We start from the raw sequence: 26,954 nt of genomic DNA, 5'->3' as shown, positions 1-26,954 counted from the left end.
AAATCAGCACTCGATCAAATTTTCATTTTTTTTTCTGTTTTATTGACTTCTTCTCCAGGCCTTATGCGACGTGGACTTGCGGATTATTACCCTTCCGCAACCTCAATTTAACGTCAAAATCAACCCTTGTACTCAAAAGATTCCTTACTAAAATACTCACCATATAGCGTTTCTTTTATCGACAACCCCCTACATATAGTATTTATCCACAGAGTTAGTCACAACGGCCTTCTGTGGATAAACGGGGATATTTTCTTTCACGGACAGGTAAAATCCACATGAATCAGAGTCTGCTGGTGACAAAGCGCGACGGGACCACCGAGCGCATCAATCTCGACAAAATCCATCGCGTACTGGATTGGGCGGCAGAAGGACTGAATAACGTTTCGATTTCCCAGGTAGAGCTGCGCTCCCATATCCAGTTCTATGACGGCATCAAAACCGCGGACATCCACGAAACCATTATTAAAGCCGCTGCGGATCTGATCTCCCGCGACGCACCGGATTACCAGTACCTCGCCGCGCGTCTGGCGATTTTCCATTTGCGTAAAAAAGCCTTCGGTCAGTTTGAGCCGCCGGCGCTCTACGATCACGTGGTGAAGATGGTCGAGAAAGGTAAATACGATCATCATCTGCTGGAAGACTACACGGAAGAAGAGTTCCAGCAGATGGACGGTTTCCTCGACCACTGGCGCGACATGAACTTCTCCTACGCAGCCGTTAAGCAGCTGGAAGGCAAGTATCTGGTACAAAACCGCGTCACCGGCGAAATTTATGAGAGCGCGCAGTTCCTCTATATTCTGGTCGCCGCTTGCCTGTTCTCGAACTATCCGCGCGAAACGCGTCTGGACTATATCAAGCGTTTCTACGACGCGGTGTCCACCTTTAAAATCTCGCTGCCGACGCCGATCATGTCCGGCGTGCGTACCCCAACCCGTCAGTTCAGCTCCTGCGTGCTGATCGAGTGCGGCGACAGCCTGGATTCCATCAACGCCACCTCCAGCGCGATTGTGAAATACGTTTCCCAGCGCGCCGGCATCGGCATCAACGCCGGGCGCATTCGCGCGCTGGGCAGCCCGATCCGCGGCGGCGAAGCCTTCCACACCGGCTGCATTCCGTTCTACAAGCATTTCCAGACCGCGGTGAAATCCTGCTCGCAGGGCGGCGTACGCGGCGGCGCGGCAACCCTCTTCTACCCAATGTGGCATCTGGAAGTGGAAAGCCTGCTGGTGCTGAAAAACAACCGTGGTACCGACGCCAACCGCGTTCGTCACATGGACTACGGGGTACAGATCAACAAGCTGATGTACACCCGTCTGCTGAAGGGCGGCGATATTACCCTGTTCAGCCCTTCCGACGTCCCGGGCCTGTATGACGCCTTCTTCGCCGATCAGGACGAGTTTGAGCGCCTGTACACCCAGTACGAGCAGGACGACACCATTCGTAAGCAGCGTATTAAAGCCGTTGAGCTGTTCTCGCTGATGATGCAGGAGCGCGCCTCTACCGGCCGCATCTATATCCAGAACGTAGACCACTGCAACACCCACAGCCCGTTCGATCCGGTAGTCGCCCCGGTGCGTCAGTCTAACCTGTGCCTGGAGATTGCTCTGCCGACCAAACCGCTGGAAGATGTCAACGACGAAAACGGCGAAATCGCGCTGTGCACCCTGTCGGCCTTCAACCTCGGGGCTATCGACAGCCTCGACGAGCTGGAAGAGCTGGCGGTGCTGGCGGTGCGTGCTCTGGATGCGCTGCTCGACTATCAGGATTACCCCATCCCGGCGGCTAAACGCGGTGCGATGGGGCGTCGTACGCTGGGTATCGGCGTGATCAACTTCGCTTACTATCTGGCGAAGCATGGCAAACGCTACTCCGACGGCAGCGCCAACAACCTGACGCACAAAACGTTCGAAGCGATTCAGTACTATCTGCTGAAGGCCTCTAACGAGCTGGCTATCGAGCAAGGCGCCTGCCCGTGGTTCAACGAAACCACCTATGCGCAGGGCATCCTGCCGATCGATACCTATAAGAAAGATCTGGACGGCATCGTCAGCGAACCCCTGCACTACGACTGGGAAGCATTGCGCGAATCCATTAAAACCCACGGCCTGCGCAACTCCACGCTCTCCGCGCTGATGCCGTCCGAGACCTCGTCGCAGATCTCCAACGCCACCAACGGCATTGAGCCGCCGCGCGGCCACGTGAGTATCAAAGCGTCCAAGGACGGTATCCTGCGCCAGGTGGTGCCGGATTACGAAAACCTGCAGAACGCCTACGAGCTGCTGTGGGAGATGCCGAACAACGACGGTTATCTGCAGCTGGTGGGTATCATGCAGAAGTTTATCGACCAGTCGATCTCTGCCAACACTAACTACGATCCGACGCGCTTCCCGTCCGGAAAAGTGCCGATGCAGCAGTTGCTCAAAGACCTGCTCAACGCCTATAAATTCGGCGTCAAAACGCTGTACTATCACAACACCCGTGATGGCGCTGAAGACGCCCAGGATGACCTGGCCCCGTCCATCCAGGACGACGGCTGCGAAAGCGGCGCTTGTAAGATCTAAGGTATTTTTGCCGGGTAACGCTACGCTTACCCGGCCTACGTTTGTGTAGGCCCGGCCAACCCATTCCTGCCGGGCAATACAGTTCAACAGGACTCACTTCAATGGCATACACCACTTTTTCACAGACGAAAAACGATCAGCTGCTGGAACCTATGTTTTTTGGCCAGCCGGTTAACGTGGCCCGCTACGATCAGCAAAAATACGACATCTTTGAAAAGCTGATTGAAAAGCAGCTCTCCTTCTTCTGGCGCCCGGAAGAGGTTGACGTTTCCCGCGATCGCATCGACTACCAGGCGCTGCCGGAACATGAAAAACATATTTTCATCAGCAACCTGAAGTACCAGACGCTGCTCGACTCCATCCAGGGCCGTAGCCCGAATGTGGCGCTGCTGCCGCTGATCTCCATCCCGGAACTGGAGACCTGGGTAGAAACCTGGGCCTTCTCCGAGACCATTCACTCGCGTTCGTACACTCACATCATCCGCAACATCGTCAACGACCCGGCGACCGTGTTCGACGACATCGTCACCAACGAGCAGATCCAGAAACGTGCGGAAGGCATCTCTCACTATTACGATTCGCTGATCGAGATGACCAGCTACTGGCATCTGCTGGGCGAAGGCACCCACACCGTCAACGGCAAGACCGTGACCGTGAATCTGCGCGAGCTGAAAAAGAAACTCTATCTGTGCCTGATGAGCGTTAATGCCCTGGAAGCGATCCGCTTCTACGTCAGCTTCGCCTGCTCCTTCGCTTTCGCCGAACGCAAACTGATGGAAGGCAACGCCAAAATTATCCGCCTGATCGCCCGCGATGAAGCGCTGCACCTGACCGGCACCCAGCATATGCTGAACCTGCTGCGCTCCGGCAGCGACGATCCGGAAATGGCGGAAATCGCCGAAGAGTGCAAGCAGGAGTGCTATGACCTGTTCGTGCTGGCGGCGCAGCAGGAGAAAGAGTGGGCGGACTACCTGTTCCGCGACGGCTCGATGATCGGCCTGAATAAAGATATTCTCTGCCAGTACGTCGAGTACATCACCAATATCCGCATGCAGGCGGTGGGCCTCGATCTGCCGTTCCAGACCCGCTCCAACCCGATCCCATGGATCAACACCTGGCTGGTCTCCGACAACGTTCAGGTGGCGCCGCAGGAAGTGGAAGTCAGTTCTTATCTCGTCGGCCAGATCGATTCTGAAGTCGATGCCGACGATCTGAGCAACTTCCAGCTGTAATGAAGCGGATCTTCCTGAAAATCTCTGACACTCGCCTTGAGTGTCAGGATGAACACCCTTCCCTGCTGGCGGCGCTGGAGTCGCATAATATCGACGTCGAATATCAGTGCCGCGAAGGCTACTGCGGCTCCTGCCGCACGCGTCTGGTCTCCGGCCAGGTTGACTGGCTGACCGAGCCGCTGGCCTTTATCCAGCCAGGAGAAATTTTGCCCTGCTGCTGCCGGGCGAAAGGCGATATTGAGATCGAGATGTAGTCTTGTCAGGTGGCGCTACGCTTACCTGACCTACTGTTCCAGGACCGGCCGTTTACGCACTGCCGCCCTGGGCTGCTGAAACTGCCGGTGTTGACGGCCTCAAAATCGCTGAGACGTTCCCGGAAGGCCGGGGCAGCCCGCATGGATGCGGGACTGAGGGCCGTGTTTTGCATGGACGCTACCTCGGCCCGACCCGAAGCCTGCAGGGATAAGTCGAAGGGACTGCGCAGCGGCGATTTTGCTGGCCGGAGCCCGGGGTACAGGGGAGGCGGCGACTGGCCTCCCCTGTGCGCTCCCTGCGCTATGAAAGGCATAACGCAGAAGAAATATCGGGAGCGCAATCTTCCAGGAAATAACATAGAACAAACGTTATTCCCGGGTCGAAATCGTTGCACGCCGAGAACAGTGTCAACAAAACCGCAGTTCGTACGCCGGGTAAGGCGTAGCCGCCACCCGGCTTTTTAGTGTTTCGCGTCCAGGAACTGCACCGCTTTATCCGGGAAATCGGTAAATAAGCCGTCGACGCCCGCCTGGTTATACAGCACGTCATAGAGCTGATTAACGTTAGTCGCGTACTCCGGCAACTGATCCGCGCGCACGGTGTACGGATGCACCTGCAGATGGCTGGCATGCGCCTCTTTCACCATCGCCGTCAGCTTCACCGCCCCCGGCTTCGAGCCTTCCGCTACCAGCATATGGTAATCCGGGCCGATACCGTCCGCGTACTGCGCAATCTGCGCCATCGCCCCTGGCTTGAACATCCAGTCATAGCTGTAGTTCACCCACTTACCATCGGCCTGTTTCTGCTGGGTTTCATTCCAGTCGGTATAGGCGATGAGCTGCACCAGATTGAGATCCATCCCCATCTTCGGCTCCAGCTCATTTTTAATGCGTTTGAGCTCGTTGGCGTCAAAGCACTGCAGATAAACCTTATCCTGCTTGCTGGTATAGCCATATTCCTTCAGCACCTTCAATGTGCTGGCGGCAATATCTTTGCCTTCCTGGTGGTGGAACCACGGCGCTTTGATTTCCGGGTAGATACCGATGTTTTTGCCGGTTGAATGGTTCAGCCCCTGGACAAACTCAATCTCCTCTTCAAAGGTATGAATACGGAAATCGGATTTGCCCATCGGGAATCGCCCGGGATAGGTTTGCACGTTCTTACCATTTTTCGGCTCAAAACCTTCGGTGAACTTCAGCGACTTAATCTCGTCCAGGGTAAAGTCGATGGCGTAGAAACGGCCATCTTTACGCGCCCGCTGCGGGAAACGCTGCGCAACGTCAGTCACCCGATCGAGATAGTGGTCGTGTAACACCACCAGCCGGTCGTCTTTGGTCATCACCAGGTCTTGCTCAAGGTAATCCGCCCCCTGAGCGTAAGCCATCGCTTTCGCCGGCAGGGTATGTTCCGGCAGATACCCGCTGGCGCCGCGGTGGGCGATGACCATTTTATCAGCCGCTGTCGCACTGAAGCACAGCGCCGAACTGGACAGAATCATTCCGCTCATCAGCGCGGTAAGTTTCATTTTCATCGCCGCTCCTTAGGCTTGTTTCAGCTGTTGGTGATGGCGACGTTCACCGAGCATCACGATAACCAGCAGGATAACCGCCAGCACGCTGCCGCCGATCATCACCATAAAGCCGCCGTCCCAGCCGAAGAAATCGACGGTGTAGCCGACGATAGCGCTCGCGGCCACGGAACCGCCAAGATAGCCGAACAGGCCGGTGAAGCCCGCGGCGGTCCCGGCGGCTTTTTTCGGCGCCAACTCGAGGGCATGCAGACCAATCAGCATCACCGGGCCGTAGATCAGGAAGCCAATGATGATCATACAGGCCATATCGACGCCCGGATTACCCGGCGGGTTCAGCCAGTAAACGACAGTGGCGATGGTCACCAGGGTCATAAAGAACACGCCGGTGGCGCCGCGGTTGCCTTTAAACACTTTGTCCGACATCCAACCGCACAGCAGCGTGCCCGGGATCCCCGCGTACTCGTACAGGAAATAGGCCCAGGAGGATTTATCCAGCGCGAAGTGTTTAACTTCTTTCAGGTAGGTCGGCGACCAGTCGAGAATGCCGTAGCGCAGCAGATAAACGAAGACGTTAGCGATAGCGATGTACCACAGCAGCTTGTTCGGCAGAATGTACTGCATAAAGATCTGCTTCGCCGTCAGCTCTTCTTCGTGCTTTTCGCTGTAATCGTCCGGGTAGTCGTTTTTATATTCTTCAATCGGCGGCAGACCGCAGGACTGCGGGGTGTCGCGCATCATTGCGAAGGCGAAAATCGCCAGCAGAATGGCGCCGAATGCCGGCATATACAGCGCCGCGTGCCAGTCGTTAAACCACGCCATCCCTAACAGGAACAGCAGCGGCGGAATGCCGCCGCCGACGTTATGCGCGCAGTTCCACACCGAGACAATCCCGCCGCGCTCTTTCTGCGACCACCAGTGCACCATGGTCCGGCCGCACGGCGGCCAGCCCATCCCCTGGAACCAGCCGCAGAGGAACAGCAGCACGAACATTATCATGATGCTGGACGTCGCCCACGGCACGAAGCCCATCACCAGCATCACCAGCGCGGCGAGGATCAAGCCAGCCGGCAGGAAAATGCGCGGATTCGAGCGGTCAGAGACCGATCCCATGATGAATTTCGAAAATCCATAGGCGATGGAGATACCGGAAAGGGCGAAGCCGAGGTCGCCACGAGAGAACCCCTGCTCGATAAGATAAGGCATCGCCAGGGCAAAGTTCTTACGAACCAAATAGTAGGCGGCATAACCAAAAAAGATGCCAATAAAAATCTGCCAGCGTAATCGGCGATATAGCGGGTCAATCTCCGCTGCTGGCAAACGCGCTTTATGCGCGGCGGGTTTAAAAATACTTAACATATCAGCCTCCGTGGCCCTTGCTGTTTTCTACTGACGTCACGACAAAATCCCAGATTAATCACCAACTTCAAATATGGTCGCGATGGTAGGCAATACCTTGAGTTGATACTGTGAAACATCGCACAATTTGTTACAGAAATATGACAAAACGTTCCAATGTGAGCACGAAATCACATAACACGCTCAAATAACGCGCGAATATGCTCGAAATCAAACAATAACCTTACTAATTGTGGCTAAATGGCGTTAAACGAAAGCAGAGGAGCTGAAGATGACGGGACGTCTTGATAGCGAGGTCATTATCATCGGCGGCGGCGCAACCGGCGCCGGTATCGCCCGCGACTGCGCCCGGCGCGGATTACGAACGCTGCTCATTGAGCGCCATGATATCGCCACCGGGGCGACCGGCCGGAATCATGGACTGCTGCACAGCGGCGCCCGCTACGCGGTGACCGACAACGAATCCGCCCGCGAATGCATCAGTGAGAACCGCATCCTGCGCCGCATCGCCCGCCACTGTATTGAACCGACCAATGGGCTGTTTATCACCCTGCCTGAAGATGACCTGGCATGGCAGCAAACCTTTATCGACGCCTGTCAGCAGGCTGGCATAGAGGCCACGCCGCTCTCGCCGCAGGAAGCGCTGCGCCGGGAGCCCGCCGTCAACCCGACGCTGCTGGGCGCGGTGCAGGTCCCGGACGGTACCATCGACCCGTTTCGCCTCACCGCGGCCAATATGCTCGACGCCCGCGAACACGGCGCGCAGATCCTTACCGGCTGCGAAGTAACAGGCCTGCTGCGCCGGGGCGATCGCGTCTGCGGCGTCCAGGTATACGACCGCCAACTTCACCAGGCCCGCACTCTGTACGCCGGGATGGTGGTTAACGCCGCCGGGATCTGGGGACAGCGTATTGCGGAATATGCCGACCTGCGCATCACCATGTTCCCGGCGAAGGGATCGCTGCTGATCCTCGATCATCGGATTAACAACCTGGTGATCAACCGCTGCCGTAAGCCGGCCGACGCCGATATTCTGGTGCCCGGCGATACCATCTCGCTGATCGGCACTACCTCAATGCATATTCCTTATGACGAAATTGACGACAACCGGGTAACAGCGGCGGAGGTCGATACCCTGCTGCGCGAAGGGGAAAAGCTGGCGCCGGTCATGGGCCGCACCCGGATCCTCCGCGCCTACTCCGGCGTCCGCCCGCTGGTGGCCAGCGATAACGATCCCAGCGGGCGCGGCGTCAGCCGCGGCATCGTCCTGCTCGACCATGCCCAGCGTGACGGTATGGAAGGCTTCATTACTATCACCGGCGGCAAGCTGATGACCTATCGCCTGATGGCCGAGTGGGCCACCGACGCCGTCTGTCGTAAGCTGGGAAACACCACCCCCTGTACCACGGCCGAAGCCCCGCTGCCCGGTTCACAGGAGCCAACGGAAAGTACCCTGCAAAAGATTATCTCCCTCCCCACCCCGCTGCGCGGCTCGGCCGTCTACCGTCACGGCGATCGCACCCCGTCCTGGCTTGGCGACAGCCGCCAGCACCGTAGCCTGGTCTGCGAATGTGAAGCCGTCACTGCCGGTGAAGTGAAATACGCGGTGGAAAACCTGGCGGTCAACACCCTGCTCGACCTGCGCCGCCGCACCCGGATTGGCATGGGGACCTGTCAGGGGGAACTCTGCGCCTGCCGCGCTGCCGGACTGCTGCAGCGCTTTAACGTCACCACGCCCGCGCAGTCGTTAACCCAGCTCTCGGAATTTCTCAATGAACGCTGGAAGGGCGTGCAGCCCATCGCCTGGGGCGATGCGCTGCGCGAAAGCGAATTCACCCGCTGGGTCTACCTCGGCCTGTGCGGATTGCCACAGGAGCACCGGGATGAAGTTTGATTGCGCGATTATCGGCGGCGGGCTCGCCGGCCTGCTGTGCGGGCTGGCCCTGAATCAGCACGGCCTGCGCAGCGTCATCATCAGCCGCGGGCAGAGCGCGCTGCATTTTTCCTCCGCGTCGTTAGACCTGCTCTCGGCGCTGCCCAACGGCGATAACGTCACTGACGTCGCACAAGGTCTGCAGCAGCTCGCTGAAGAGCTTCCTGAACATCCTTATTCCCGGCTCGGCGCCGAGGCGGTGCTCGAATACGCGACGCAGACCGAAGCCCTGCTGGCCGCCTGCGGCGCGGTGATGCAGGGCGATGCGCGCCGGCCGCACCGGCGGGTAACGCCGCTGGGGACGTTGCGCCCGGCATGGCTGTCGCCCCTTGAGGTGCCTGTCGCGCCCCTGCCGTCGCAGGGCGCCTGTCTGGTGGGGATCAGCGGCTTTGCTGATTTTCAGCCGCATCTCGCCGCCGCCGCGCTCGGTCAACACGGAGTTACCGCCGCGGCGGTGGAAATCGAGTTACCGCTGCTGGATGTGCTGCGTGACAACCCGACCGAGTTTCGCGCCGCCAATATCGCCCGCGTCCTGGATGATGAGAATATGTGGCCGGCCCTGCATGCAGCGCTGCTACCGCTGGCGCAGCAGTATGACCTGCTGATCATGCCCGCCTGTTTTGGCCTCGCCGACGATCGCCTGTACCACTGGCTGCAGGCGCGTCTACCCTGCCCGCTGCGTCTGCTGCCGACGCTGCCGCCTTCGGTTCCCGGGATGCGTTTGCATTCTCAGCTGCAACGCCAGTTCATTCGCGAGGGCGGCGCCTGGCTCGCAGGCGATGAGGTGGTGAAAATCAGCCATCGACAGGACGCCGTCGAGGCGGTCTGGACGCGCAATCACGGCGATATTGCGCTGCGTCCGCGCTTTACCGTGCTGGCCAGCGGCAGCTTTTTCAGCAACGGTCTTGTCGCCACTCGCGATAGCGTGCGCGAGCCGATCCTCGGCCTCGACCTTCACCAGACCCTGCCACGGGAAAGCTGGTACCAGCGCGATTTCTTCGCCTCACAACCGTGGCAGCGCTTCGGCGTGAAAACCGATGCCCTGCTGCGCCCCCTGCTGGGCGGGCAGCCGTTCCATAATCTGTTCGCCATCGGCTCATTGCTCGGCGGGTTCGATGCCATTCAGCTCGGCTGTGGCGGCGGCGTCTGCGCCGTTACCGCGCTGCACGCCGCCAGACAGATCCACGCCCTTGCCGGAGGCCGGCCATGAACGATACCCGTTTTGAAAGCTGCATTAAGTGCACGGTCTGTACCACCACCTGCCCGGTAAGTCGGGTCAATCCGCGCTATCCCGGCCCGAAACAAGCGGGGCCGGACGGCGAACGCCTGCGTCTGAAGGATGGCGCGCTGTACGACGAGGCGCTGAAGTACTGCATTAACTGCAAGCGCTGCGAGGTCGCCTGCCCGTCGGATGTGAAAATTGGCGATATAATTCAACGCGCCCGGGCACAGTACGGCCAGCAAAAGCCGACCCTGCGCGACGCCATCCTCAGCCATACCGACCTGATGGGTACCCTTTCCACCCCCTTTGCCCCCCTGGTCAACGCCGCCACCGGCTTAAAACCGGTGCGCCGTCTGCTCGACGCGACGCTCAACATCGATCACCGGCGTACGCTGCCGAAATATGGTTTCGGCACCTTCCGCCGCGCTTACCGCCAGCTCGCCGCCCGTCAGAAGCAATACAGCGAACAGGTGGCTTTCTTTCACGGCTGCTACGTCAACTATAACCATCCGCAGCTAGGTAAAGATCTCATTCGCGTCGTCAACGCGCTGGGTACCGGGGTGCAGTTGTTATCAAAAGAAAAATGCTGCGGCGTACCGCTCATCGCCAACGGTTTTTTCGACAAGGCGCGTAAGCAGGCGCAGAGCAACGTCGCCGCGATGCGGGAAAACACGCTACCGATCATTGCCACCTCCTCGACCTGCGCCTTTACGCTACGTGATGAATACCCCCATCTCCTCGATGTCGATAACAGCGATCTTCGCGATCGGGTCGAGCTTGCCACCCGCTGGATCTGGAAACAGCTGGCTGCCGGCAGGACGCTACCGCTGCGCCCGCTGCCGCTGAAGGTGGTCTATCACACCCCGTGTCATATGGAAAAGATGGGCTGGTCGCTGTATACCCTCGAGCTGCTGCGGCTGATCCCCGGCCTGCAGCTGGAGGTGCTGGATTCACAGTGCTGCGGCATCGCAGGCACCTACGGGTTTAAAACTGAGAATTACGCGGTATCCCAGGCTATCGGCGCCCCGCTGTTCCGTCAGATTGAGGAGAGCGGGGCCGACCTCGTCGTCACCGACTGCGAGACCTGCAAATGGCAGATTGAGATGTCCACCAGCAAACGCTGCGAGCATCCGCTGACGGTGCTGGCGCAGGCGCTCGTCTGAGCCCAGCGCCAGCCTGTGCCGTCAATAGCTCGTTTTCTCTTGCGGCTGGGCGCTGTCAGATTTAAACATCGCCAGCCGGCGGTCCAGCGCCTGGGTATACAGCATGGTATCCACCCCGACGGCGACAAAGTTGGCCCCCCAGGCAAGACATTTTTCCGCCATCGCCGGGTCGACCGCCAGAAATCCGGCCGCTTTCCCCGCCGCGCGAATGCGCCGGATGCTCTGCTCGATCACCCGCTGCACGTCAGGGTGACCGGCATCGTCCGGGTAGCCCAGCGAGGCGGAGAGATCCGCCGGACCGATGAACACCCCGTCAATGCCGTCCACCTCGAGAATAGCGTCCAGGTTCTCCAGCGCGGTTCGGCTCTCGACCTGAATCAGCAGACAAAGTTCGTCATTTGCCTCCGCCATATAATTCTCCACCCTTCCCCAGCGCGCCGCTCTCGCCACGCCGGCGCCAACGCCGCGGCTCCCGATGGGGGGATAACGGGTCGCTGAGACCACCTCCCGAGCCTGCTCGGCGGTATCGACCATCGGCACCAGCAAGGTTCTGGCGCCAATATCCAGCACCTGTTTTATCAGGCTGCGGTTGCCCTCGACCGGGCGAATGACCGGCTGGCTGGCATAGGGGGCAATCGCCTGCAGCTGATGATAAAGGTCCTGAATGGTGTTCGGGGCATGCTCGCCGTCGATCAGCAGCCAGTCGTATCCCGACGTCGCAGCGATCTCCGCCATGTAGGATGAGGTGGAGCTCAGCCACAGGCCGATTTGCGTCTCACCGCGTAATAATCCCCGTTTGAAGGGGTTAGATAACAGTGCGTTCATAGCGATTCCTTTATTCAATGCTGTACGCTGCCGCGCTGGGGTACCGCGCGGGTAAGGCTCAATGAAAAGATAATGACCACCCCGACAATGGCGACGCCGGCCAGGGTTAACAGTCCGGCGGCGCTGCTGGCGAACAACGTTTCGGCCTGCACGCGCACGATCGGCGCCAGAAAACCACCGATGGCGCCAAACAGGTTAACAAAGCCAATCCCTGCGGCCAGCGCCGTGCCGGACAGCAGCTGCGTCGGCATCGTCCAGAAGACCGGCTGCACGGCGATCACCCCGACCGCCGCCACGCACAGCGCGATGATAGCCAGCACCGGCGCCACCAGTCCGGACACCGCAATCCCGACCGCCGCCGCCAGCAGCGTCAGGGCGGCAATATTGCGCCGCTCGCCGGTGCGATCGGAGTAGCGAGGGATAAGCCAGGTGCCAAACAGCGCCGCCACCCACGGGATGGCCGTCACCACCGAGGCAACAAAGCCGACTTTGGTGCCCAGCAGCGCAGCAACCTGGGTGGGCAGGAAGAAAATCAGACCATAGACCGCCACCTGAATGGTCAGATAAATCAGCGCCAGCTGCCAGACCCGCCCGTTACGCAGCGCATCGGACAGGCGCGAGGCAATCTTTTTCTCCTCCTCGCGCGCCAGCTCGCTTATCAGCGACTGTTTCTCCGCTGCGCTCAGGAAGCGGGCATGCTGCGGCGAATCGTCCAGCCAGAAGAAGGTGAACGCTCCCGCGGCGACGGCGAGCAGGCCTTCAATGACAAACATCCAGAACCAGCCGGGATGGCCCATAAATCCATGCATCTCCAGCAGCGCACCGGATAAAGGCGATCCCAGCGTCAGGGCCAGCGGCGCGCCCATATAAAACAGCCCCATAATGCTGGCGCGGTTTTGCTGGGGAAACCACTGTGAAGTGAGGTAGATCATTCCGGGAAAGAAGCCCGCCTCCGCCGCGCCCAGCAGGGTACGTACCAGCAGGAATTTCGCTTCCGTATCCGCCCACGCCATCGCCGCCGACAGCACGCCCCACAGCAGCGTGGTGCAGCCGATCCATCGCCTGGCGCCAAATTTGCGCATCAGCAGATTGGCCGGCACCCAGAGGAAGGCATAGACCACAAAGAAGATACCGGCCCCCAGCGCGTAGGCCTCATTGCTGAGTCCGGTATCCAGCTGGTAGGTCTCTTTGGCGAAACCGATATTAGAACGGTCAAGAAACGCCAGCACGTACAGCGCCAGCATAAAGGGGATTAAGCGGGCGCGGTTTTTCTTCACCACGCTCTCCAGCAGAGTGTTGCTCATCATAATATCCTCAGGCGCGGGCCGCCGGGCGGCCTGACGCAATCAGTGTTGATAAGGACGCTTCAGGTTGCAGTCGCGATTGAGCTCGACGCCAAAGCCGGGTTTATCCAGGACCGATTTATGAATGCGCCCTCTCTCCGGCACCGGCTCGCCGAGCAGGATCGGGTCGAACTGCGGGCGCAGCGTGGCGCAGTCCGGACTGGTCATCAGAAACTCGCTGAACGGCGTGTTGGTAAAGGTGATCACCGCATGATGTGAGTAAACCGACGAGCCGTGGGGCACTACCAGCTGCCCGCGCGCTTTGGCGATGGCCGCGATCTCCACCAGGGTGGTTAAGCCGCCGCACCAGCCGACGTCGGGCTGCATAATATCGATGCCGGTTTCCGACAGGGTGCGGAAGGACTGCAGCGTGCCGTGGTGCTCGCCGCTGGTCACCATCATCCCGGCCGGCGCCTGGCGCTTCAGCTCGCGATAGCCTTCATACTGCTGCGGCGGCAGACACTCTTCGATCCACTTGAGGTTATAAGGGGCGCAGACATGGGCAAGTTTGGTGGCATAGTTAACGTCCTGGCTCATCCAGCAGTCCAGCATTAACCAGAAATCCGGGCCGCATTTTTCGCGCATATCCGCCACCATGGCGACGTCTTTGCGGATCCCGGCGTCGCCATCGTGCGGCCCCCAGTGGGTAGGCATTTTGCCGCCGATAAAGCCCATCTCCTGCGCCAGGTCCGGACGTGCGCCGGTGGCATAGAACTGGATTTCGTCGCGCACCGCCCCACCCAACAGTTTGTAGACCGGCAGGCCAACCACTTTCCCGAACAGGTCCCACAGCGCCAGGTCGACACAGGAGATGGTATTCATCACCAGGCCGCCGGATCCCGCGTAGTAAAGGGTGGCGTTAAGCATCTGGTCATGGATCAGTTTGATATCGCTGACGCATTTGCCTTCGATAAAGCGGTTGAGATGTTTTTCGACGATAAAGCAGCCCATCTCCCCGGCCGTCGACACCGCAAAGCCGGTCTGTCCGTTGCCGGCTTCCACTTCCACAATCAGCGTCCCCAGCACGTTGATGCCAAACGACTGCCGGGACTGCTCATACTGTTTATATTTGCTGATCGGGGTGGCGATATGATCGTCAATCCAGTGGTTAGCCCCCTGGTCATGGTAATCGCCGCCGCCGGCGCCCTGCTCTGCTGTGGCGCCGCCGATGAACCAGGCGCGGACGTGTTTAATTTTCGGTAGGGTCATGATGTTCTCCTTATGATGAGGCGAGTTGTTCGAAGGGGCTTTTCCACCCCAGCAGACGTGAAATATCTTTCGCGCAGGCAATCGCCTTACCAGCCAGGTAATCGCGATTGTCTTCATTGATTTGCAGACGGGTACCCACCACCGAGATGGCGGCGGTCAGGTCGTTATTGGCGTTAAATACCGGGGCAGCCACGCAGCGCACATCCGGATAGTCCTCGCCATTATCAAAGCTCCAGCCCCGGGCGCGGATCCGCCCCAGCTCCTCCCGCAGCTGTTGAGCATCGGTGATGGTCGTTGGCGTGGCCCGCTCCCACTGTAGGTCTTCGATAATCGACGCCTGAACGCTGGCGGGCTGCCAGGCCAGCAAACATTTGCCGATCCCGGAGCGGTAAAGAGACAGGCTCTTACCCTCATGCGAGCGCACGCTGATGGTGGCGGGAGACTCAATTTTCAGAATGTAGTAGGCGTTACCCTGATCGATAATGCCCAAGTGACAAAGCAGGCCGCACTCATCCATCAGCCGGGTGAGGCGCGGCCGCGCCAGCTCGCGCAGGTCCATTTTGCTCAGCGCCTGCCCGGCCAGCTCCACCAACTTGGTCCACAGGCAGTAGTTATCCTGATTATCCATACTGATGAAGCGCTGCTTTTTCAGCTCGCCCAGCAGCAGATACACCGTGCTTTTCGGGATCCCCAGCTCCGCTATTATCGTCGCCGCGCTGCAGGGGCCGATGCGGCCAATTAAATTGAGGATCTCAATCGCGCGGGTCAGCGCCGGGACTTTCGTTGATTCCAACATACTGGACTCCAATCCTGAATACTGGAATCAGTGTTGCGATTGTCCGGGCGGTAAAGTGTGAGCGACATCGCGGGGCAATCGTTTTCCCGTATACTGGACCGTTCGCAGCAGAAAATTGCGACTTAACGCACAGAATTTTTTCAGAGGAGTACAACAGGTTGGACGACCGGCGCCCCGAGGATACGGTGCGCCGGGGGGAATGACTTACAGCGAGAGGGAATCCACCACGTTAATCCAGCCATGTTCGCTGGCCAGCGGTTGGCCATTCAGCCAGCGACGCAGCATGTTTAATGCCATCATGGCGCAGACTTCCTGGCGTACCGCCAGGCTGTGGCGGGTGGCGCTAAACTTCACCCGCAGCGCGAAGGTGCCGTCCGGGGTGGCCAGGGCCACGTTAAGATGATCGTTTTCCTGACCGCTCACCGCCAGGGCCAGGCCGGCAAAATGGTTTATGCGCCGCTCGGCCGCCCAGCGGGCCGCCTGCGCCAGCGTCTCCTCCTGCGCCGGAACGACTTCGCTGGCCAGCAGCGGCGCGCCGGCGCGGGACAGCTGGAGCGCCAGCAGGCCGCCGGTAAACTGCTCGCTGAGCGTCAGGCTCAACTGCCGCTCATGCAGACAGCGGGCGATCTGCGTCGGTAACCCTTCCGTACCTTCGAAAATCAGGCTGTCGCCAGCTACCTTACGCACCTCCGGCCACAGGGCCAGCATAGCGTCGCGCTGGTTGGCCGGTCCGGTTAGCTTGAGTTCAATGATCGGCATCGACGAGCGGTAACCCATCACCACGCCCGGAGGCAGCGTCAGCGGATTAAGACTTTGCGCCAGCTCGCTCTCCGAGCGGCCAAAGGTGGTCATACGCAGGCATACCGGCGGGTCCGGCAGCGTAAAGCGCTGGCGCAGGCGCGGTAAAATTTCCTGCTCGACCATCACCTTAAATTCAGAGGGGACCCCGGGAGTGAAAAACATCAGGCAGCGGTTGAGCTGGATGGCAAAGCCACAGGCCGTACCGACCGGGTTGTTGATCATCTCGGCGCTGGCCGGGATTTCCGCCTGCTTACGGTTGCTTTCCGCCATCGGCCTGCCGCGCTCGGCAAAAAAGCGGGTCATGGTTTCCAGCCACTCCGGATGCAAAATAAGCCCCTCGCCTTTCGCAGTGGCGGCGGCCAGCGCGCTCAGGTCGTCGCTGGTTGGGCCGAGGCCGCCGTTGACGATCAGCACATCCGCCTGTTCGCTGCGTTCGCGCAGAATCGCCACCAGCGCATCGAGATCGTCGCCAACGGTATTGCGGCGCGTTAACGGTAAACCCTGATTAAAAAAGAAATCCGCCAGCCATGCCGCATTGGTATCAATGATTTGACCATGCAACACTTCATCGCCGGTGGACAGCATTTCCACATTCAACATTGCTCACTCCTTGCCTGCCAGGTGAGAAATACTATAACGCAAAGCGGGATGCTGACGAGGAGGAAAATCTGGCGCAGCAAGAAGATGCCGCGCCGGAAGAGATTAGAAGCTGGCGCTGGCGCCGATGTATGGGCCGTCGGCGATGGTGTTATCGCGGTTGCCATCTTTGCCCGCCAGGTTCAGGTAACGGTAGCCGGCCTGGATGCTAAGCGGACGCATAATGGTCCAGCTGGCGCCGACGTTGGCTTCCTGGTAGCTATCAATGCCGCTGGAGAGCGAATCCGGAGAGTAGTAATAATCGCCGTACAGGCGGAAGCTGTCGCCGATTTTCCACTGCAGGCCGCCGCCGACCGCGGCCGCATAACCTTCATCGCCCTGTTTCGGATTGGTGTAAATACCTTTACCACCCACGGTCGCGAGGAACGGCCCCAGCGGAATATTGAGTCCCAGGCCTAAACCCGCGGCGTCGCCGTCGTTATCGCTGTGCAGCCAGTTACCCGAAACGGCCAGGCCGGTGGACTCGGTGCCGAAGCCGACGCCAAGGTTGGTGTAATGCTCGCCGGCTTCACCGGTAACGCTAATCGCATGGGCCGCCGAAGAAACCATCATCACGCCCGCCAGCGCCATAAAAATGCTTTTTTTCATTATTTACTCTATCCAGAAAATTAAAATCAAAGAAGTCCCGAAAAAACCTGAAAATTCTACTGCGCACCCATCAGGAATCAATGACCTGGCGAAATGAATTTTCACAAGAGTGTAACCAGTTGCGTATTTTTACGGCATCGAGCGTAGCCAGAACCACGAACAGCCTATTCAACGCCAGTAATATTCATGTTTATTATGATTAACGCTGACACATTGACGAAAACAGAGAGCTGGCGCCGCACGATCGGCGCGGCGCGGGTGGATAAGGGAATAATTAATGCTGCAGCCGGGCCAGACATTCCGGGGCGAGGCCGGTCAGTTTCGCCACCAGCGACAGGTCGAGTCCGTTAGCAAGCATCGCCCGGGCGATACGCTCCGCGGTCTGCTGCTCACCTTGCTCGATACCTTTTTCGATACCTTGTTCGATACCTTGTTCGATACCTTGCTGTAGACCTTGTTCAAGACCTTGCTTTAATCCTTGCTGATGGCCGCGTTGTTCCAGAAACTGGGCAATATTCATTAGCGTCTCCTTATGCGGCCGCCGGGGAACGTTTTGCGCAAGATGGCGCAAAAAAGCAACCGGATCGGCGGCGTTTCCTGCCTGTAATAAATAGTGCAACAGCGTCTTAAGCTGCCTGCGGCTAGTGTATCCCAGCGCCAGGAGCCTGACCAGCTGCTCATGCAGGTCCATCAAATCCCGCTGGCGAATATGCTTCTGCAGCAGCTCCAGCATCGCCACGCGCCGGTGGCGCATGATTTCATCGTCCGGGGTGCTAGTGATATCAATTAAGGGAAAATCTTCACCATAGATCCGCCGCGCGATGTCCGGATCGGCAAAGCCTGCCAGCCAGCACATTGGGTAAGGCCAGGGAGAAACGCGACCATGATAAAACAGCAGCGGGATAACCAGCGGCAGCTGCGTATGCCCTTTATCCAGATGACGCTGCATCGCGGCTATCGCATAGCGCATCAGGCGAAATGCCATATGGCGGTCTGCCGAGCTTTGGTGCTCTATCAACAGATAGATATAGCCCTCCCCCGCCTGCGTTTGCAGCGAGTAAAGGATATCGGAATGACTCGCCCGCAGTTCGTCGTCGATAAAGCTCCCGGACTCCAGCCGCAGCGTGTTCAGGTTACATAACGCGCGCAGCGGTGCGGGGAGGTGAATGTCCAGAAAATCCCTGGCCGTCGCCCGATGCGACAGCAGGTGTTTAAATACAGCATCGTGGGGAGAATTCGTCGCCCTTTCCATGGCGGTGCTCCATATAATCATTTTCGCTTAACGTAGCACTCAACAAGACCTGAACTGTATTTCGCTTGCAGTTTACCGAGGCGGCTCGCAAACTATTTCACCAGCATACCGCCCCATCCCTCTGCAGGAGAAAACCCATGCGCCAAAGGACGATTGTTTGCCCGCTGATCGAGAATGAAGGCCATTATCTGCTTTGCAAAATGGCCGCCGACCGCGGGGTTTTTCCCGGGCAATGGGCCTTATCCGGCGGCGGCGTGGAGCCAGGGGAACGTATTGAAGAGGCGCTGCGGCGGGAAATACGCGAAGAGCTCGGCGAAAAACTCATCCTTACCCATATCGCGCCATGGTGCTTTCGCGACGATACCCGCGTCAAAACCTACCCCGACGGGCATCAGGAAACGATCTACATGATCTATCTCATCTTCAACTGCGTGAGCGCCAATCGCGATGTGACGATCAACGAGGAGTTTGACGATTACGCCTGGGTCAAAGCCGAAGATCTCAAAAACTACGATCTTAATGCCGCCACCCGCGTTACTCTCAGCCTGAAAGGGCTACTTTAGTCCAGCATACCGCGTTCAACCCACCCGGCGTTATGCCGCGGGATAATGCGGGTGGCTACGATACGGTCGCATGCGTCTGCTGCCTGACCCACTCGCACAGCGCCCGGCGCGAAATCTTAATCCCGCCGTTTTTTAACGTTTCCGGCAACCGCAGCCAACGCACCGGCCGCTGAAAACGCGCTAACCGCTCAGCGCTCCATGCCGCCAGCGCGCTCAACTCGCAGCCGTCATCGCATTCCACCACCGCTACCGGGCGCTGGCCATATTCCGCATCATCCAGCGGCACGATAAACACCTGCTGTACCTGTGGATGGGCGAGTATCACACGCTCGACCTCTTCCGGTTGAATACCTTCTCCACCGCTAAAAAAGAGGTTATCCAGTCGCCCAACAACCGTCAGCCGACCGTTATGCAATGCTCCGTGATCGCGCGTCGCAAACCAACCTTCATTGTTGGTTAATGACAGCAATTGACCATCCCGCCAGTAGCCTGCGGCCATACTCGACGCCCGCAGCCAGATCTCGCCGGCGACAATTTTCACCTCTCGCCCCGGCAGCGCTTCGCCAACATCCGCAGCGCCGTCGGCCTCTTTGGCACACACGGTGGAGGCGAATTCGGTGAGGCCATAGCCGCAGAAGCTGCGTATGCCCTGCTTTCGCGCCCGTTCAGTCAATTCGACCGGGATCGACGCGCCGCCGAGCAGCACCGCCTTGAGGGAAACCGCAGCATCATCATTCAGCAGGCGCCATAGCTGAGTCGGCACCAGCGAAGCATGGGTACAGCCGTGCAGCATCTGCGCCAGCGGCTGTTTGTCACGTACCGTGAGTCGCGCGCCGGCCAGCAGCCAGCGCCAGACGATCCCCTGACCGGAGACATGGAACAACGGCAGCGACAGCAGCCAGTCATCTCCTGCGGCAAACGGCATCAGCGCCAGCACGCCAGCCGCGCTGGCCAGATGGGCGTTGGCGCTATGTACCGCCGCTTTCGGCAGGCCGGTTGAACCGGAGGTCAACGTCATCGACACCAACCGATCGCCATGCCAACAAACGGCACAAGCGCCTTCTGCCGCCTGCAGAGTTAACGCCGGTAAATTCCCCGGCAGCGTATCACCGTTAAGCACCAGCTGATGCTGCATGGTTAACGCGGGTAACAACGCCTGCAGCAACACCGCTGGCAGCTGCGGATTCAGCGGCAGCACCCGCGCCCCGCACTGTAGCAGCGCCAGCCATGCCAGCAGAGTTTCCGGCTGGTTATAGGCCCGGAGCGCCACTCCCTGCCCTTCCATTACGCCCTGCGCGGCAAAACCAGACGCCAGCGCGTCAACCCGCGCGCATAGCTCCCGCCAGGTCAGCGGCTGGTTATTCAGACGTAAGGCGAGGGCCTCTCCGCGCCGCTGACGCCAGTGCCGCCAGGGCCAGTCGTTAAAGGTCACAGCAGCGGCTCCAGCGCATCAATGTTGAGCACCGGCAGCGCACTTTCGGGCCACGGCCGTACCAGCTGGGCGCCCATCAGCGCCAGCGTATCCAGCCCAGGAATAGTCTGCGGCGTCAGCCAGGCGGCAATCCGCGCCAGCTGGGTTAAGCCGAGACTGGACTCGATCGACGAGCTGATCACTACGCTCAACCCCAGCGCATGCGCCGCGGCGACCTGTTGCTGCACCTTCTGCAAACTGCCGGTTAGCGTCGGTTTGATCACCACCGCACGCACCCCCGGCTCGGCGACAAAGCAGAAATCCGCCTCGCGCAGGCTTTCATCCCAGGCGATAGCGATCCCTGTCTCGCGGCTAAAGGCCCGAGAATCCTCCCGCGTTTTGCAAGGTTCTTCAAGAAAAGCAATGCGCTGGCGGTACGCCGGATTAACGTATTTGGCGAACTGTTGCGCTTTGAGCGGCGTCCAGGCGCGGTTGGCATCGAGCCGCAGCTGCAGGTCGGGGATCGCCTCCAGCAGCAGATTGACCACCATACCGTCGCGGACCGCCTCCCAGAGGCCAACTTTGACCTTAGCGACCTTCTCGCCGGGCATCGCCGCCAGTCTGGCGAATAGCTCATCCGGATCGCCGGAGCAGAGCGGCGCCGCGCGATAATCCGCGGCCTGCGGTAGTTCGCCGCCAAGCTCCGCCTGCGCGCAGCTGATGCCAAACGCGACGGAGGGCTGCGTGGGAAGCGGCGGCTCGGCGCCGTCGCGCCAGGCCTGTGCCCACGCTAACAGCGCCATTTGCGCCTCTTCCAGCGTCTCGACACTGAATCCCGGCAGGGGAGAAATTTCGCCCCAGCCTTCGCGTTCCCCCTCCTGCAGGCGGATGAACAGCCCGTCGCGGGTTTTTAACCGCCGCTCGCGCAGCACCACGCCCGCGTCCATCGGTATCTGCCAGCGGTAAACCTGCGAAACGCGCATTATGGATTCCGTTTAAATTTGCTGAAGTCCGGCTGACGTTTTTGGTTGAAGGCATTGCGGCCTTCCTGCCCCTCTTCCGTCATATAGAACAGCATGGTGGCGTTGCCCGCCAGCTCCTGCAGACCAGCCTGGCCGTCGCAGTCGGCGTTCAGCGCCGCTTTCAGGCAGCGCAAGGCCATCGGGCTGTTCTGCAGCATTTCACGACACCAGCGCACGGTCTCTTTTTCCAGATCCGCCAGCGGTACCACGGTATTCACCAGCCCCATGTCCAGCGCCTGCTGAGCGTCATACTGGCGGCACAGGAACCAGATTTCGCGCGCTTTTTTCTGCCCGACGATCCGCGCCATATAGGAGGCGCCCCAGCCGCCGTCGAATGAGCCGACTTTTGGCCCGGTCTGGCCGAAGATGGCGTTTTCCGCCGCGATAGTCAGATCGCACATCATATGCAGCACGTGACCGCCGCCGATAGAGTAGCCGGCCACCATCGCGACCACCGGTTTCGGGCAGGTGCGGATCTGACGCTGGAAGTCGAGCACGTTAAGATGATGAACGCCGGAGTCGTCCTGATAGCCGCCGTAGTCGCCGCGGACTTTCTGGTCGCCGCCGGCGCAGAAGGCTTTCTCACCTTCACCGGTCAGCACGATGACGCCGATATTGTCGTCATACCGGGCATCCGCCAGCGCCTGGATCATCTCTTTGACGGTCAGCGGGCGGAAGGCGTTGCGCACCTGCGGACGATTAATGGTGATTTTGGCAATCCCGTCAGTCGATTTGTGATAGCGAATATCGGTATAGCCTTCGGAGCAATCGTGCCATTCAACGGGGGCGTAGAGCATTGCTTCATCAAGAGAGATCATAGAATGTCCTTCAGTTAACTTGCCAGAATCTGCGCCAGACAGGCAATCACCGCCGCCGGGTTGTCCCGGTGCGCGTTGTGTCCGGCATGGTGAATAAGATGGAGATCCGCCGCGAGCGTCTGCGCGATGGCGCGAAACTTCGCGTCGCGCTCGCCGCACAGGTAGTGAAAAGGAAAATCGCGTGCCTGCAGAGACGCGTGCAGATCGGCCTGCGCGGCAAGGGAGGTTGCCTGCAGCATCGCCGCCAGCGTCGCGCCGTTGTTCCGGCTGCGTAAGGCGACCAATGACTCACGCTGCGCGGCATTCAGCGAAGCGAAGACCGGCTGCTGATACCAGTCGGCAAAGACCTGCTCAAGCGGCTCGCGGCGAAAACGTTCCGCCCAGGCGCTGTCATTGCTGCGCCGCGCCTGCCGCGCCTCTACATCCTGCAGGCCCGGATGGCCGCCTTCAACGATCAGCCCGCGCATGCCTGCGCGCGGCTGGCTGGCGAAGTTCATTGCCACCCGGCCGCCCAGCGAGTAGCCGATCAGCCAATACTTATGTATGTTGTAACTATTAAACATAGACTGCAGCAGAGTATTGACCCCGGCAAAGTCCTGCACCGCGATATCCGCGGAGCCGCCGTGCCCCGGCAGATCGAGGTACAGCCGCGGCCAGGCGGGAAAGGCGTCGCCCACTTTCCGCCACTCGTTGCGGTCGCCGGAAAAACCGTGCAGAAACACCAGCCAGGGATAGCCCGGCTGGCCGTTGTCGACAGCAGCGCTGAGGATCACAGGCGACTTACCTGCGCCAGCAGCTGCTGGAGGGTCTGCGCGCCGTCGGTCTCATTGACCGCCAGCTCAATCACCGTCGCCCCTGCCCTGCGCCAGGCGCCGGCCAGCGCCTCATCCAGCGACGGCCAGTCATCAGGGCGATGATAGGCCAGGCCGAACATCGCCGCCGCGTGGCTGAAATCCACGTCCTGCGGCATTAAATAGAACTGACGGCGTTCGTCCTGCGGCGTCGGCAGCATAGAAAAAATCTGCCCGCCGTTGTTATTCACCACGATCAGCACCAGCGGCGCCGACGCCTGGCGCAGCAGGGCCAGCGAGTTGAGATCGTATAGCGCGGAGAGATCGCCAACGATGGCCAGCGTCGGTCGGGCGCTGGCGCGCTGCACGCCGGCCGCAGTGGCGATCAGGCCATCGATGCCGCTGGCGCCGCGGTTGCTGTAGACCGGATACCCGGCCGGTAGCTGCGCCAGGGCGTCGATCAGGCGCACCACCAGGCTGTTGCCAACAAACAATTGGCCCTGCTCCGGCAGATAGCGCCGAATACGCTGCGCCAGCTGCGCTTCGCCAAAAGGCTCGTTGCTGGCGACCGCAGCCTGCCACGCCTGCCCGGCAAGCTGTGGGATCACCGTCGCCCACGGCTGGCGTTTCTCCGCCGGATGTAATTCGAGCCAGCGCTCAACGCTTGAGAGCAGACGGCGACCGCGGTGCTGCGCCGGGTCGAGGCGACCGGGCAGATTATCCACCAGCCAGTATTCATCCGGCTCGCAGGTCGCCTGCCACTGGAGCACGCGTTTGCCGGTCAGGCTGCTGCCGAGTTGCACGACGATCTGCGCCTGCGCCAGCTCGCTGACCGCTTTGCCGTTGCCCAGCCACAGGTCGGCGCACGGCAGCGGCTGCCCGGTCTGCGACAGGACATCGCCGATCAGCGGCCAGCCGAGGGTCTGCGCCCACTCAGCGACCTTTTTCCCTTCCGCGGCGCTCATTCTGCCCGCCACGACGACGCCGCGTTTTTGTCGCCAGAAGAACCAGTCGCGCTGCTTCTCGCTCTCTAACTGCAGCGCCTGGCGCAGCCAGGGTTTGTCGCTCTGCCACCAGTTGCCGAGCTGCTGCTGCCACTCCACGCCGGTCTCATCCATATCACCATACAGCGGTTCAGCGAACGGACAGTTAATATGCACCCCGCCGGCGTGCAGCGCCCCCAGCGCCTGGTCGATGGTTGAGACCAGCCAACGGGCAGGAATATCCTGCGAGGGACGCGGCAAAGAAATCGTCTGCGCAGGATGGGAGGCAAACATCCCCGGCTGGCGGATAGCCTGGTTCGCGCCGCAGTCGATCAGCTCCGGCGGACGGTCGGCGGTTAACAGGATCAGCTTTTCACCGGTGAGCCCTGCCTCAATCAGCGCCGGATAGAGGTTTGCGGTGGCGGTCCCGGAGGTGACTATCACCGCCACCGGCTGCCGGCTGGCCTTCGCCAGGCCGAGCGCCAGGTGGCCGAGGCCGCGCTCGTCGAAATGGGTATGATGGATAAAGGCGCGGTTTTCCGCCGCCGCCAGGGTTAAGGGTGTCGAGCGCGAGCCCGGCGCGATGCAGATATGCTGCACGCCATGGCGCGTTAAAGCTTCCAGGATCACCGCCGCCCAGCGTCGGTTAAATGCGCTTACTGACATGAAATTGTCCGGTATCAAATATTGATGCTAAGTATAGATAAGGCAAAGTGACGTCGTTTTGATATGCATCGTCATTCAAGCTTTATGGACACAGCAGCGAGCGCAGCCCGGCCGCTTTGTTGTCAATCTCCTGCCACTCCTGCTGTGCATCAGAGCCGCTAACGATCCCCGCCCCGGCATACAGCCGCAGGGTGTCGTGGTCCACTTTCGCCGAACGCAGCGCCACGCAAAACTCGCTTTGCGCCAGTGACAGATACCCGGCGGACCCGGCGTACCATTCGCGGGAAAACGGTTCATGGCGCTGAATGAACGCCAGCGCCGCCCAGCGCGGCAGGCCGGCCACCGCGGCGGTGGGCTGCAGCTGCAGCAGACAGCGGCTGTCGTCAGGCGCCGCCAGCTCGGTCCAGATGCAGCGTCGGAGATGCTGCACCTTACGCAGCCTCACCACCTGCGGCGGCAGGACGTCCAGCGTCGAGGCCTCACTCTGCAGGCGCTGGCAGATATCCTCTACCACCAGCATGTTTTCCCGCTGGTTTTTGTCATCTTTCATCAACCAGTCGGCCAGTTGCTGCGCCTTCGCGTCTTCCTGATGGTTCGCGACGGTCCCTGCCAGCGCTTCGGTGCGCAGCAGCGCGCCGCGCCGGCGCCACAGCCGTTCTGGCGTGGAGCCGAAAAACGCCTGCCGGGCATTGAACGCCATCAGGAAATGAAAACAGTTAAGATTGCTGCGCCGGCTAGCCGCCATGATGCTCACGGCGTCCAGCGGGGCGGCAAACTGCAGGTCGGTTGCCCGCGCCAGCACTACTTTATCCATTTCACCGGCGCTGATCGCCTTAGTCGCCCGCGCAATCATTGCCTGCCATTGAGGATAGTCGGATGAGTGGCGCTCGCTCAGCAACGGCGGTATGGCGCCGGGAGTCGCCTGAGTGGTTGTCAGGCTGGCGAGAAACGCGCGGGCCGTCGCGGCATCCTCACGCAGGGAGATATCACTATGCAGCACCAGCCGCAGCACGGCCCTGCCGCCGCACCGGCGCCACTCCAGACGCGGCAGCGCCAGGCTGCCCTGCTGCGGTTCAAACGCATTCAGGCCGCAGATACGCAGATCCTGCCGGCCGGCCTGGCGTAAAAAGCGGTTCGCCGCGTCGAGCGAGGTAAAGGTTTTTACCGCCCCCAGCGTCGCCAGTTCCTCATCGCCATTGCGCTGCTGCCAGTAAAACTGCGGCCATTGCGCCTGCTGGCCGCACCATAGTAGCGGATCGAAGGCATCATTCAGCGGAAAAGCAACATCGATAATTCGCGTGCCGGGCAAGTCTGGAAAAGACTCGCCCAGGCCGTCTTGCAAACGGGCCAGCGCAGTGGAAACAGACAGCACGCAAACCTCCACGGTAGTAAAACCCCACATTATAAGGGGTTCGACGGCGGAATAGCAGTACCCATGATGAGGGAGCGGGTTTTATCTTACCCGCTCGCCGGGCCAGAGCTGCGTGTGGACGAGGGTGCAGAGGAGTCAGACAGCGCGCTTTTCTCGCGCCATGCCAATGTGGGGGATGCCATCCTCATCATAGACCTCGGTCACCGGCGTAAAACCAAAGTGGGCGTAAAAGGATTGCAGGTGCGCCTGCGCCCCGAGGTAAATCGCCTTTTGCGGCCAGTGCTGCTGACAGCTGGCCAGCGCCTGCTCCATCAGCTGATAGCCGAGCTTCGCACCGCGGGCGGCGGGGCTGACGATGACCCGGCCAATCACCACCGGCGCAAACTCCTCTTCGCTTTTGAGGATCCGCGCGTAGGCCACCAGTTCGCCATCGCGCCAGCCGAGCAGATGGCGATTTTCACCAACCAAATCATCGCCGTCGACATCCTGATAGACGCACTGCTGCTCTACGACAAAGACTTCACTGCGCAATTTCAGCAGCGCATACAGCTGGGGAACGGTGAGTTCACTATGGTGGAGATCCTGCCAGGTCATCATCTGC

At 60.0% G+C, this 26,954-nt stretch carries 23 protein-coding genes; 7 read left to right on the top strand and 16 right to left on the bottom strand.

Annotated elements, in window-relative coordinates; translation table 11 throughout:
• Positions 1 to 278 precede the first annotated feature (278 nt).
• From nrdA to yfaE, 3 genes are all read left to right on the top strand, one after another.
• Positions 279 to 2,564 carry a class 1a ribonucleoside-diphosphate reductase subunit alpha gene (nrdA, locus tag LPQ25_RS07640; RefSeq protein ID WP_009307388.1) on the top strand — a complete coding sequence of 762 codons (2,286 nt, stop codon included), beginning with the start codon at positions 279 to 281 and terminating at the stop codon, positions 2,562 to 2,564.
• Between the two features lie 101 nt (positions 2,565 to 2,665).
• A complete protein-coding gene (gene nrdB / locus LPQ25_RS07635; protein WP_004140835.1) occupies positions 2,666 to 3,796 on the top strand; it encodes a class Ia ribonucleoside-diphosphate reductase subunit beta in 1,131 nt (376 codons plus the stop codon).
• Positions 3,796 to 4,050 carry a class I ribonucleotide reductase maintenance protein YfaE gene (yfaE, locus tag LPQ25_RS07630; protein ID WP_002913017.1) on the top strand — a complete coding sequence of 85 codons (255 nt, stop codon included), beginning with the start codon at positions 3,796 to 3,798 and terminating at the stop codon, positions 4,048 to 4,050. The genes nrdB and yfaE overlap by 1 nt, the downstream gene beginning before the upstream one ends.
• A gap of 461 nt (positions 4,051 to 4,511) precedes the next feature.
• On the opposite strand, the gene glpQ is transcribed toward yfaE, so the two are convergent.
• The gene (gene glpQ / locus LPQ25_RS07625; RefSeq protein WP_014907172.1) at positions 4,512 to 5,582 is read right to left on the bottom strand and encodes a glycerophosphodiester phosphodiesterase; all 1,071 of its coding nucleotides are present in this window, start codon (positions 5,580 to 5,582) and stop codon (positions 4,512 to 4,514) included.
• A 9-nt stretch (positions 5,583 to 5,591) separates the two neighbouring features.
• Entirely contained in the window at positions 5,592 to 6,938 is a 1,347-nt protein-coding gene (gene glpT / locus LPQ25_RS07620; RefSeq protein WP_002913019.1) for a glycerol-3-phosphate transporter, read from the bottom strand.
• Between the two features lie 271 nt (positions 6,939 to 7,209).
• On the opposite strand from glpT, the gene glpA reads away from it, so the two are divergent.
• The 3 genes from glpA to glpC are packed head-to-tail and all read left to right on the top strand — an operon-like array spanning position 7,210 to position 11,256.
• Complete coding sequence (gene glpA, locus LPQ25_RS07615; RefSeq protein WP_004214634.1) at positions 7,210 to 8,832, top strand: anaerobic glycerol-3-phosphate dehydrogenase subunit A; 1,623 nt, start codon at positions 7,210 to 7,212, stop codon at positions 8,830 to 8,832.
• Complete coding sequence (glpB, locus tag LPQ25_RS07610) at positions 8,822 to 10,081, top strand: glycerol-3-phosphate dehydrogenase subunit GlpB (protein ID WP_040169764.1); 1,260 nt, start codon at positions 8,822 to 8,824, stop codon at positions 10,079 to 10,081. The genes glpA and glpB overlap by 11 nt, the downstream gene beginning before the upstream one ends.
• Positions 10,078 to 11,256 carry an anaerobic glycerol-3-phosphate dehydrogenase subunit GlpC gene (glpC, locus tag LPQ25_RS07605; protein WP_002913041.1) on the top strand — a complete coding sequence of 393 codons (1,179 nt, stop codon included), beginning with the start codon at positions 10,078 to 10,080 and terminating at the stop codon, positions 11,254 to 11,256. The genes glpB and glpC overlap by 4 nt, the downstream gene beginning before the upstream one ends.
• 21 nt (positions 11,257 to 11,277) lie before the next feature.
• Here the strand turns inward: glpC and yfaU are convergent, their stop codons facing one another.
• The 7 genes from yfaU to LPQ25_RS07570 all read right to left on the bottom strand — a co-directional run bounded on the left by yfaU (position 11,278) and on the right by LPQ25_RS07570 (position 18,727).
• On the bottom strand, positions 11,278 to 12,081 hold the full coding sequence (gene yfaU, locus LPQ25_RS07600; protein ID WP_004899554.1) for a 2-keto-3-deoxy-L-rhamnonate aldolase: 804 nt from the start codon (positions 12,079 to 12,081) through the stop codon (positions 11,278 to 11,280).
• 14 nt (positions 12,082 to 12,095) lie between these two features.
• Positions 12,096 to 13,385: an MFS transporter gene (locus LPQ25_RS07595; RefSeq protein ID WP_014907170.1), complete on the bottom strand. Its 1,290-nt coding sequence runs from the start codon at positions 13,383 to 13,385 to the stop codon at positions 12,096 to 12,098.
• 42 nt (positions 13,386 to 13,427) lie between these two features.
• Positions 13,428 to 14,633 (bottom strand): L-rhamnonate dehydratase, encoded by a 1,206-nt coding sequence (rhmD, locus tag LPQ25_RS07590; protein ID WP_014907169.1) that lies wholly within the window; start codon positions 14,631 to 14,633, stop codon positions 13,428 to 13,430.
• Between the two features lie 10 nt (positions 14,634 to 14,643).
• Complete coding sequence (locus LPQ25_RS07585) at positions 14,644 to 15,429, bottom strand: IclR family transcriptional regulator (protein ID WP_002913046.1); 786 nt, start codon at positions 15,427 to 15,429, stop codon at positions 14,644 to 14,646.
• A gap of 204 nt (positions 15,430 to 15,633) precedes the next feature.
• On the bottom strand, positions 15,634 to 16,830 hold the full coding sequence (locus LPQ25_RS07580) for a nicotinamide mononucleotide deamidase-related protein YfaY (protein ID WP_014907168.1): 1,197 nt from the start codon (positions 16,828 to 16,830) through the stop codon (positions 15,634 to 15,636).
• Positions 16,831 to 16,932: 102 nt separating this feature from the next.
• Entirely contained in the window at positions 16,933 to 17,475 is a 543-nt protein-coding gene (locus tag LPQ25_RS07575; RefSeq protein ID WP_002913070.1) for a YfaZ family outer membrane protein, read from the bottom strand.
• A gap of 274 nt (positions 17,476 to 17,749) precedes the next feature.
• Positions 17,750 to 18,727, bottom strand: a complete 978-nt coding sequence (locus LPQ25_RS07570; RefSeq protein WP_014907167.1) for an Rpn family recombination-promoting nuclease/putative transposase — start codon at positions 18,725 to 18,727, stop codon at positions 17,750 to 17,752.
• 137 nt (positions 18,728 to 18,864) lie between these two features.
• Between LPQ25_RS07570 and nudI the strand changes: the two genes are divergently transcribed.
• Positions 18,865 to 19,290 carry a nucleoside triphosphatase NudI gene (nudI, locus tag LPQ25_RS07565; protein WP_014907166.1) on the top strand — a complete coding sequence of 142 codons (426 nt, stop codon included), beginning with the start codon at positions 18,865 to 18,867 and terminating at the stop codon, positions 19,288 to 19,290.
• Positions 19,291 to 19,345: 55 nt separating this feature from the next.
• Here the strand turns inward: nudI and menE are convergent, their stop codons facing one another.
• The 7 genes from menE to LPQ25_RS07530 form a co-directional block, all read right to left on the bottom strand.
• Entirely contained in the window at positions 19,346 to 20,722 is a 1,377-nt protein-coding gene (gene menE / locus LPQ25_RS07560; protein ID WP_014907165.1) for an o-succinylbenzoate--CoA ligase, read from the bottom strand.
• Positions 20,719 to 21,684 carry an o-succinylbenzoate synthase gene (gene menC / locus LPQ25_RS07555; RefSeq protein ID WP_014907164.1) on the bottom strand — a complete coding sequence of 322 codons (966 nt, stop codon included), beginning with the start codon at positions 21,682 to 21,684 and terminating at the stop codon, positions 20,719 to 20,721. Before menC ends, menE begins: the two co-directional genes overlap by 4 nt.
• The gene (gene menB, locus LPQ25_RS07550) at positions 21,684 to 22,541 is read right to left on the bottom strand and encodes a 1,4-dihydroxy-2-naphthoyl-CoA synthase (protein ID WP_002913098.1); all 858 of its coding nucleotides are present in this window, start codon (positions 22,539 to 22,541) and stop codon (positions 21,684 to 21,686) included. Before menB ends, menC begins: the two co-directional genes overlap by 1 nt.
• Before the next feature lie 14 nt (positions 22,542 to 22,555).
• Positions 22,556 to 23,314: a 2-succinyl-6-hydroxy-2,4-cyclohexadiene-1-carboxylate synthase gene (gene menH, locus LPQ25_RS07545; protein WP_014907163.1), complete on the bottom strand. Its 759-nt coding sequence runs from the start codon at positions 23,312 to 23,314 to the stop codon at positions 22,556 to 22,558.
• Entirely contained in the window at positions 23,311 to 24,981 is a 1,671-nt protein-coding gene (menD, locus tag LPQ25_RS07540) for a 2-succinyl-5-enolpyruvyl-6-hydroxy-3-cyclohexene-1-carboxylic-acid synthase (RefSeq protein ID WP_004214600.1), read from the bottom strand. The genes menH and menD overlap by 4 nt, the downstream gene beginning before the upstream one ends.
• Positions 24,982 to 25,063: 82 nt before the next feature.
• Complete coding sequence (gene menF / locus LPQ25_RS07535) at positions 25,064 to 26,353, bottom strand: isochorismate synthase MenF (RefSeq protein WP_014907162.1); 1,290 nt, start codon at positions 26,351 to 26,353, stop codon at positions 25,064 to 25,066.
• Between the two features lie 135 nt (positions 26,354 to 26,488).
• Positions 26,489 to 26,950 (bottom strand): GNAT family N-acetyltransferase, encoded by a 462-nt coding sequence (locus LPQ25_RS07530; protein ID WP_004184987.1) that lies wholly within the window; start codon positions 26,948 to 26,950, stop codon positions 26,489 to 26,491.
• Between the last annotated feature and the right edge of the window lie 4 nt (positions 26,951 to 26,954).

This window comes from Klebsiella sp. KPN54798 (genome assembly GCF_021184225.1).
GTDB classification, from domain to species: Bacteria; Pseudomonadota; Gammaproteobacteria; order Enterobacterales; family Enterobacteriaceae; genus Klebsiella; species Klebsiella pneumoniae.
Note: the sequence above shows the minus strand (reverse complement) of the source record. Positions and strands in the feature narration are given on the sequence as shown.

Coding starts and splice junctions, on each gene's coding strand:
- nrdA (WP_009307388.1), top strand. CDS start 279: ATGAATCAGAGTCTGCTGGTGACAAAGCGCGACGGGACCACCGAGCGC.
- nrdB (WP_004140835.1), top strand. CDS start 2,666: ATGGCATACACCACTTTTTCACAGACGAAAAACGATCAGCTGCTGGAA.
- yfaE (WP_002913017.1), top strand. CDS start 3,796: ATGAAGCGGATCTTCCTGAAAATCTCTGACACTCGCCTTGAGTGTCAG.
- glpQ (WP_014907172.1), bottom strand. CDS start 5,582: ATGAAAATGAAACTTACCGCGCTGATGAGCGGAATGATTCTGTCCAGT.
- glpT (WP_002913019.1), bottom strand. CDS start 6,938: ATGTTAAGTATTTTTAAACCCGCCGCGCATAAAGCGCGTTTGCCAGCA.
- glpA (WP_004214634.1), top strand. CDS start 7,210: ATGACGGGACGTCTTGATAGCGAGGTCATTATCATCGGCGGCGGCGCA.
- glpB (WP_040169764.1), top strand. CDS start 8,822: ATGAAGTTTGATTGCGCGATTATCGGCGGCGGGCTCGCCGGCCTGCTG.
- glpC (WP_002913041.1), top strand. CDS start 10,078: ATGAACGATACCCGTTTTGAAAGCTGCATTAAGTGCACGGTCTGTACC.
- yfaU (WP_004899554.1), bottom strand. CDS start 12,081: ATGAACGCACTGTTATCTAACCCCTTCAAACGGGGATTATTACGCGGT.
- LPQ25_RS07595 (WP_014907170.1), bottom strand. CDS start 13,385: ATGAGCAACACTCTGCTGGAGAGCGTGGTGAAGAAAAACCGCGCCCGC.
- rhmD (WP_014907169.1), bottom strand. CDS start 14,633: ATGACCCTACCGAAAATTAAACACGTCCGCGCCTGGTTCATCGGCGGC.
- LPQ25_RS07585 (WP_002913046.1), bottom strand. CDS start 15,429: ATGTTGGAATCAACGAAAGTCCCGGCGCTGACCCGCGCGATTGAGATC.
- LPQ25_RS07580 (WP_014907168.1), bottom strand. CDS start 16,830: ATGTTGAATGTGGAAATGCTGTCCACCGGCGATGAAGTGTTGCATGGT.
- LPQ25_RS07575 (WP_002913070.1), bottom strand. CDS start 17,475: ATGAAAAAAAGCATTTTTATGGCGCTGGCGGGCGTGATGATGGTTTCT.
- LPQ25_RS07570 (WP_014907167.1), bottom strand. CDS start 18,727: ATGGAAAGGGCGACGAATTCTCCCCACGATGCTGTATTTAAACACCTG.
- nudI (WP_014907166.1), top strand. CDS start 18,865: ATGCGCCAAAGGACGATTGTTTGCCCGCTGATCGAGAATGAAGGCCAT.
- menC (WP_014907164.1), bottom strand. CDS start 21,684: ATGCGCGTTTCGCAGGTTTACCGCTGGCAGATACCGATGGACGCGGGC.
- menB (WP_002913098.1), bottom strand. CDS start 22,541: ATGATCTCTCTTGATGAAGCAATGCTCTACGCCCCCGTTGAATGGCAC.
- menD (WP_004214600.1), bottom strand. CDS start 24,981: ATGTCAGTAAGCGCATTTAACCGACGCTGGGCGGCGGTGATCCTGGAA.
- LPQ25_RS07530 (WP_004184987.1), bottom strand. CDS start 26,950: ATGATGACCTGGCAGGATCTCCACCATAGTGAACTCACCGTTCCCCAG.